Origin of the sequence: Staphylococcus sp. HMSC14C01, assembly GCF_001808085.1 — a bacterium.
GTDB classification, from domain to species: Bacteria; Bacillota; Bacilli; order Staphylococcales; family Staphylococcaceae; genus Staphylococcus; species Staphylococcus hominis.
Genome location: NZ_KV792038.1, coordinates 4,205 through 10,341, shown reverse-complemented (window position 1 = coordinate 10,341; position 6,137 = coordinate 4,205). Strand labels below are relative to the sequence as shown.

General features: G+C 31.8%; 4 protein-coding genes and 1 pseudogene. 4 read left to right on the top strand and 1 reads right to left on the bottom strand.

Features of this window, described 5'->3' with window-relative positions; all coding sequences use genetic code 11:
- Positions 1-312: pseudogene (locus tag HMPREF3131_RS11035) on the bottom strand (transposase); the annotation flags it as partial.
- Between the two features lie 189 nt (positions 313-501).
- On the opposite strand from HMPREF3131_RS11035, the gene HMPREF3131_RS07185 reads away from it, so the two are divergent.
- The 4 genes from HMPREF3131_RS07185 to HMPREF3131_RS07170 are packed head-to-tail and all read left to right on the top strand — an operon-like array spanning position 502 to position 5,676.
- Positions 502-2,058 (top strand): PTS mannitol transporter subunit IIBC, encoded by a 1,557-nt coding sequence (locus tag HMPREF3131_RS07185; protein WP_070436586.1) that lies wholly within the window; start codon positions 502-504, stop codon positions 2,056-2,058.
- Between the two features lie 29 nt (positions 2,059-2,087).
- Entirely contained in the window at positions 2,088-4,127 is a 2,040-nt protein-coding gene (locus HMPREF3131_RS07180; RefSeq protein ID WP_070436585.1) for a BglG family transcription antiterminator, read from the top strand.
- 11 nt (positions 4,128-4,138) lie between these two features.
- Entirely contained in the window at positions 4,139-4,573 is a 435-nt protein-coding gene (locus tag HMPREF3131_RS07175; RefSeq protein WP_070436584.1) for a PTS mannitol transporter subunit IIA, read from the top strand.
- A complete protein-coding gene (locus tag HMPREF3131_RS07170; RefSeq protein ID WP_070436583.1) occupies positions 4,573-5,676 on the top strand; it encodes a mannitol-1-phosphate 5-dehydrogenase in 1,104 nt (367 codons plus the stop codon). Before HMPREF3131_RS07175 ends, HMPREF3131_RS07170 begins: the two co-directional genes overlap by 1 nt.
- The last annotated feature ends 461 nt before the right edge of the window (positions 5,677-6,137 follow it).

Sequence of the window (6,137 nt, the reverse complement as noted above, 5' to 3'; positions counted from 1 at the left end):
CATCAATTTTTCTTTGACTGTAGATGTTTTTGTTTTTGGTTATGAAAGCTTTTTATTCATTTTTAAATTGAACTTCATGCATTGGTGTTTTAGAGGACATTCTGAACAATCATCACATTCATATAATTTAAAGACCTGTTTAAAACCATATTTATTATGACGATAGATATATCTTTTAAAACTTAATCGCTTATTGTTTCGACAAATGTATTCATCGTTAATTTCATCATAATCCCAATTTTGAGTGTTAAAGATGTCGCTTTTATATTTTTTAGTTTTATCTTTTATAAACATATCGTAGGTTATAAGCGGTATAAGAGTGTATCTACTTTATAAATTCATTTTATGATTTATAAGTTATGTCATAAATTATACTATTCACTACTCTAAATCAAAATTGTCACACTTATTATGACAAATCTGATTTTTCTTTATATTGTATGCGCTTACTTTTAGCGTTTACAATTAAGTTAACAAAGAAATAGAAAAAGAGGTGTCATTATGGCTCAAGCAGAAGCACAAGAGAAAAAAGGATTCAGTCGTAAAATTCAAGCGTTTGGTTCATTTCTTAGTAGTATGATTATGCCGAACATCGGTGCATTTATCGCCTGGGGTTTTATTGCTGCGATCTTTATCGATAATGGTTGGTTTCCAAATAAACAGTTATCTCAATTAGCAGGACCAATGATTACGTATCTAATTCCATTACTAATTGCTTTTAGTGGTGGTCGTCTTATTCATGGATTACGTGGTGGTATTATTGCCGCTACATCTACAATGGGAGTTATTGTAGCATTACCTGATACACCAATGTTACTCGGGGCTATGATTATGGGGCCATTAGTAGGGTGGCTAATGAAGAAAACAGATGAAATTATTCAACCTAGAACACCACAAGGTTTTGAAATGTTATTCAATAATTTCTCAGCTGGTATTCTTGGTTTCATTATGACGATTTTAAGTTTTGAACTTTTAGCTCCATTAATGAAATTCATTATGCATATTTTATCAGTTGCAGTTGAATTTTTAGTGCACTTACATTTATTACCAATTGTAAGTATTATTGTTGAACCGGCTAAAATAGTATTCCTAAATAACGCAATCAATCATGGTGTTTTCACACCACTTGGTGCTGATCAAGTAACCCATGCTGGTCAATCTATTTTATTCACGATTGAATCTAATCCTGGACCAGGTTTAGGTATTCTATTAGCTTATATGCTTTTTGGAAAAGGAACAGCAAAAGCAACATCATATGGTGCTGGTATTATCCACTTCTTAGGTGGTATACATGAAATTTACTTCCCATATGTGTTAATGCGTCCACTTCTTTTCCTAGCAGTTATCTTAGGTGGTATGACTGGCGTAGCAACTTATCAAGCAACTGGATTTGGTTTTAAAAGTCCAGCTTCTCCAGGATCATTTATTGTGTACTGTTTAAATGCACCTAGAGGAGAATTCTTACACATGTTATTAGGTGTAGTATTAGCAACACTTGTATCATTCATCGTTGCAGCTTTAATTATGAAGTTTACGAAAGAACCTAAACAAGACTTAGAAGCAGCTACAGCGCAAATGGAATCAACAAAAGGTAAAAAATCAAACGTTTCTTCTAAATTAACTGGTGAAACTACTGGCAGTGGCACTGCAAACACAACTACTCAATCATCAAATAAAGAAGATAAAAGCGAATCAAATGAGTCATCAGAAGAACAATTACTTGATAATTATAATACTGAAGACGTCAATGCACATGACTATAGTAAGATAAATCATGTTATCTTTGCATGTGATGCCGGTATGGGCTCTAGCGCAATGGGAGCAAGCATGTTACGAAACAAATTTAAGAAAGCAGGGCTTACAGATATTAATGTAACAAATACAGCAATTAACCAATTGCCTAGTGATGCACAACTTGTAATTACACAAAAAACTTTAACAGATCGTGCGATTAAACAAACACCAAATGCAATTCATATTTCTGTTGATAATTTCTTAAATTCACCTAGATATGAAGAATTATTAAATAGCTTAAAAAAAGACAAAAATAAAGACTAACTAAATATTACAAATAAGGGGGTACAACAATGTTAATGAGTACACGAGAAAAAGAAATTATTGAACTGTTAATTAAGTACTACAGTCAATATGTAACCATTTCTGAAATTGCTCAACAACTTGGTGTATCCTCTCGTACTATACATCGTGAATTGAAGCATATTGAAGAATATCTTAACAGCTTTTATATTACACTCGAACGTGTAAATAAAAAGGGCATCCGTTTAATTGGGACACCATCCCATTTACAAACATTAAAAGATGCCATTATTGAATATACCACCGTCGATTTAACTGTTGAAGAGCAAAAAGCGATTATATTGTATGCGTTAATTCAGTCCAAATTTGCTGTAAAACAATTTAGTCTAGCTCAAGAAATAAGTGTATCGGTTCAAGCGTTAACAAAGTTATTAGATGAGTTAGAAGATGAACTACCTAGTTATCAACTTACCTTACAAAGAAAAAGAGGAGAAGGTGTTTATTTAGAAGGACCGGAGTCTAAGAAACGTGAATTTTTAAGTCAATTAATGGTAAATAATCTTAACAGTACAAGCGTATATTCAGTTATTGAGAATCATTTCGTTTACCAATCTATTAATTCATCGCAGGCTTCATTTGTTAATTTAGAAGAGATTTTTAAAATTGAGCGTATCCTAATGGATTACTTAGAAGAACTGCCTTATTCACTAACAGAAGCAAGTTACTTAACTCTAACTGTTCATATTATGTTAAGTATCTCTCGGATTCAAAATCATGAATATGTTTCTATAGATGATGATATCTATAACTCAATTCAAAAGACGTTAGAACATCAAGTCGCAACAGAAATTTCAAAGCGATTAGAAACCATTTATGATATAACATTTACCGTTCCTGAAATCGCATTTATAACGATTCATTTACGTGGCGCGCAACGTCGTTCAACTTCTAGAGAATTTGAAAACAGTGAATTTGATGATCGAGTCATTCAAAACTTTGTTAATCGTGTTGAACAATTGTTAAATCAGCATTTTGATGATTATCCAACACTTGTACAAGGATTAGCTCTTCATATTAATCCAGCTATTAATAGGCTAGAGGCGAATATTGAAACGTATAATCCTCTTACTGAAATGATTAAGCAGAACTATACACGTCTTTTTAATATTGTAGAAAAGGCAATAAGTGAGACTTGGCCAAACTTAACATTTCCAGACAGTGAAATAGCCTTTATTGTCTTACACTTTGGTGGTGCTCTAAAACATCAAGAAGTTCAACGCCATTTACAAGTACTGGTTGTATGTAGTAGTGGAGTTGGAACGAGTCGTATTTTATCAACCCGTTTACAGCAGTTATTCAATGATATTCAAAGTACCACGCAGGCTTCTGTAAGTGATTTAAAACATTTAAATCTAGAGGAATTTGACGGGATTATCTCTACAGTAAAATTAGATATAAAACAATCTTATATTACTGTTAATCCCCTACTACCAGAAGCTGACTTAAAATATGTGGCTTCATTTTTAAAATTAAATCAAACATTCGAAAAACAAAAGATAACTCATGAGCAAGTAGACACAATTCAAAACGCAGAACAAATCATATCAAGCATAGAAATAGGAATTAATCTACTTAGCTCTATGCATATTGAATACAAAGACGTAAATAATTGGAATCAATATTTAGCCGATTACTTAGCACAATATGGTGCCATTCAACAAGGCACCCAACCGTCATTCGCTGAGTTGTTACAGAATAAATTAAATCAAAATCCTGGATGGGTATTACAACCCTATCCTATCGCTATTCCACATTTAAAAGACGATTTAATTCAGCATCCTTTGATTGTAATTACGATATTAGATCAAGCAATCACGATGCAAAATGCTCATAATGACCTATTTAAAATTAAATATTTAATCGGTTTATTTATTCCAAACAACGACGAAATGGCACAGTTAGTTGGGGAACTATCTGCTGAATTAGGTCATCACTTAGACCATATCGATGACTTTATGAAGCAACCCGAACAATTAAAACACAATTTAAGAAACAGTTTTTTAAAACGAATAAAAAAACAATTAATTTAGGAGTGTAAAACATGAGTGAATTATTTAGTAATAACAACATCTTTTTAAATGTATCTGTAAGTAATCAAGATGAGGCAATTGAAAAAGCAGGACGCGCATTAGTTGATAGTGGCGCAGTTAAAGAAGGTTATATCCAAGCAATGAAAGATCGTGAAAATGTTGTTTCAACATTTATGGGTAATGGCTTAGCTATTCCTCATGGTACTGATGAAGCGAAAGACGAAGTCATTGCTTCTAGTTTAACATTACTTCAAATTCCTAAAGGTGTTGACTGGAATGGTGAAGAAGTAAAAGTAGTTGTAGGTATTGCAGGTAAAGACGGTGAACATTTAGATTTACTTTCTAAAATTGCAATTACATTTAGTGAAGAAGATAACGTAGATCGTATTGTAAACGCAAAATCGGCTGAAGAAATTAAACAAGTATTCGAGGAGGCAGATGTATAATGAAAGCTGTACATTTTGGTGCTGGTAATATTGGACGTGGATTTATTGGTTATATCTTATCTGACAATAATGTAGAAGTTACATTCGCAGATGTGAATGACGACATTATTAATGCATTAGATAATGAACATGAATACAAAGTGATCCTTGCAAATGAAGATAAAACTACATCACAAGTCACAGGTGTAAAAGCAATTAATAGTAGTAAACCTTCTGAAGAATTAAAACAAGCAATTCTTGATGCTGATATTATTACAACTGCAGTAGGTGTCAATATTCTTCCAATTATTGCAAAATCATTTGCTCCATTTTTAAAAGAAAAAGAAAATCATGTAAATATTGTTGCTTGTGAAAATGCCATTATGGCGACAAATACACTCAAAGAAGCAATTTTAGATATTACAGGTCCACTAGGAGATCATATCCATTTTGCAAATTCAGCAGTAGACCGTATCGTTCCACTTCAAAAAAATGAAAATATCTTAGATGTAATGGTTGAACCTTTCTTCGAGTGGGTTGTTGAAAAAGATGCTTGGTATGGTAAAGAACTAAACCATATTAAATACGTAGATGATTTAACACCTTATATTGAACGTAAGTTATTAACAGTTAATACTGGTCATGCCTTATTAGCCTATGCCGGCAAATTTTATGGTAAAGACACTGTACTAGATGCAATTAAAGATAACACTATTAAGCAAGAATTGCATGAAGTATTAAGTGAAACAAGTCAATATATCACAGATAACTTTGACTTTAATAAAGAAGAACAGTCAAACTACGTGAATAAAATAATTGGACGTTTTGAAAATCCATACTTATCTGATGACGTGACACGTGTGGGTCGTGGAACAATTCGTAAAATTGGATCTAAAGATCGTATTATTAAACCATTAACTTATTTATATGAAAATGATTTAACTCGTAAAGGTTTATTGAAAGCTGCCTCATTATTATTAAAATATGATGATATGAATGACAAAGAAACTGTAGAAATGAGAAATTATATCGATTCTCATGGAGAAAAATCATTCTTAAAAGAATACGCAAAAGTAGATGACCAGTTAGCGAATGAAATCATTGAAGTATATAATGGTTTATAATTAATGCAATTTACAACAAATTAGTATTAAAATTAAAGAAAGGAAGAAGCTAGGAATTATATCCCAGCCTCTTTCTTTTTTTATCTCCAATCATTTTACTAACGATGATTATTTTAAAAATAAAAACAAGCACTTAAAGTAAAAAGTAAAGAAAAGAATAGCCACTTTTGTCTTCAAGTACGTTTTGTTTTTGAAAATATTACAAACACGAGAGTCTTCTGAAAGAGTATTTGACATGAGCGTAAGGAAATCCAGTACCACCTTTGGTGGTATTCAGCATAGCTGAAGGATTATCCTACTAGCTATTTTGCTTGTAATGATACTATATAGGGATCTTGTCTATTATCTTCTTCAAGTGAAACGCCAAGATTTGTTGACGTGATCAACTACTTCTTTTTAAATTTATTTGGTTTATTCATATTAATATAATTGGAATACATCTTTAACAATTCTTCTGTTTC

Coding starts and splice junctions, on each gene's coding strand:
- HMPREF3131_RS07185 (WP_070436586.1), top strand. CDS start 502: ATGGCTCAAGCAGAAGCACAAGAGAAAAAAGGATTCAGTCGTAAAATT.
- HMPREF3131_RS07170 (WP_070436583.1), top strand. CDS start 4,573: ATGAAAGCTGTACATTTTGGTGCTGGTAATATTGGACGTGGATTTATT.
- HMPREF3131_RS07175 (WP_070436584.1), top strand. CDS start 4,139: ATGAGTGAATTATTTAGTAATAACAACATCTTTTTAAATGTATCTGTA.
- HMPREF3131_RS07180 (WP_070436585.1), top strand. CDS start 2,088: ATGTTAATGAGTACACGAGAAAAAGAAATTATTGAACTGTTAATTAAG.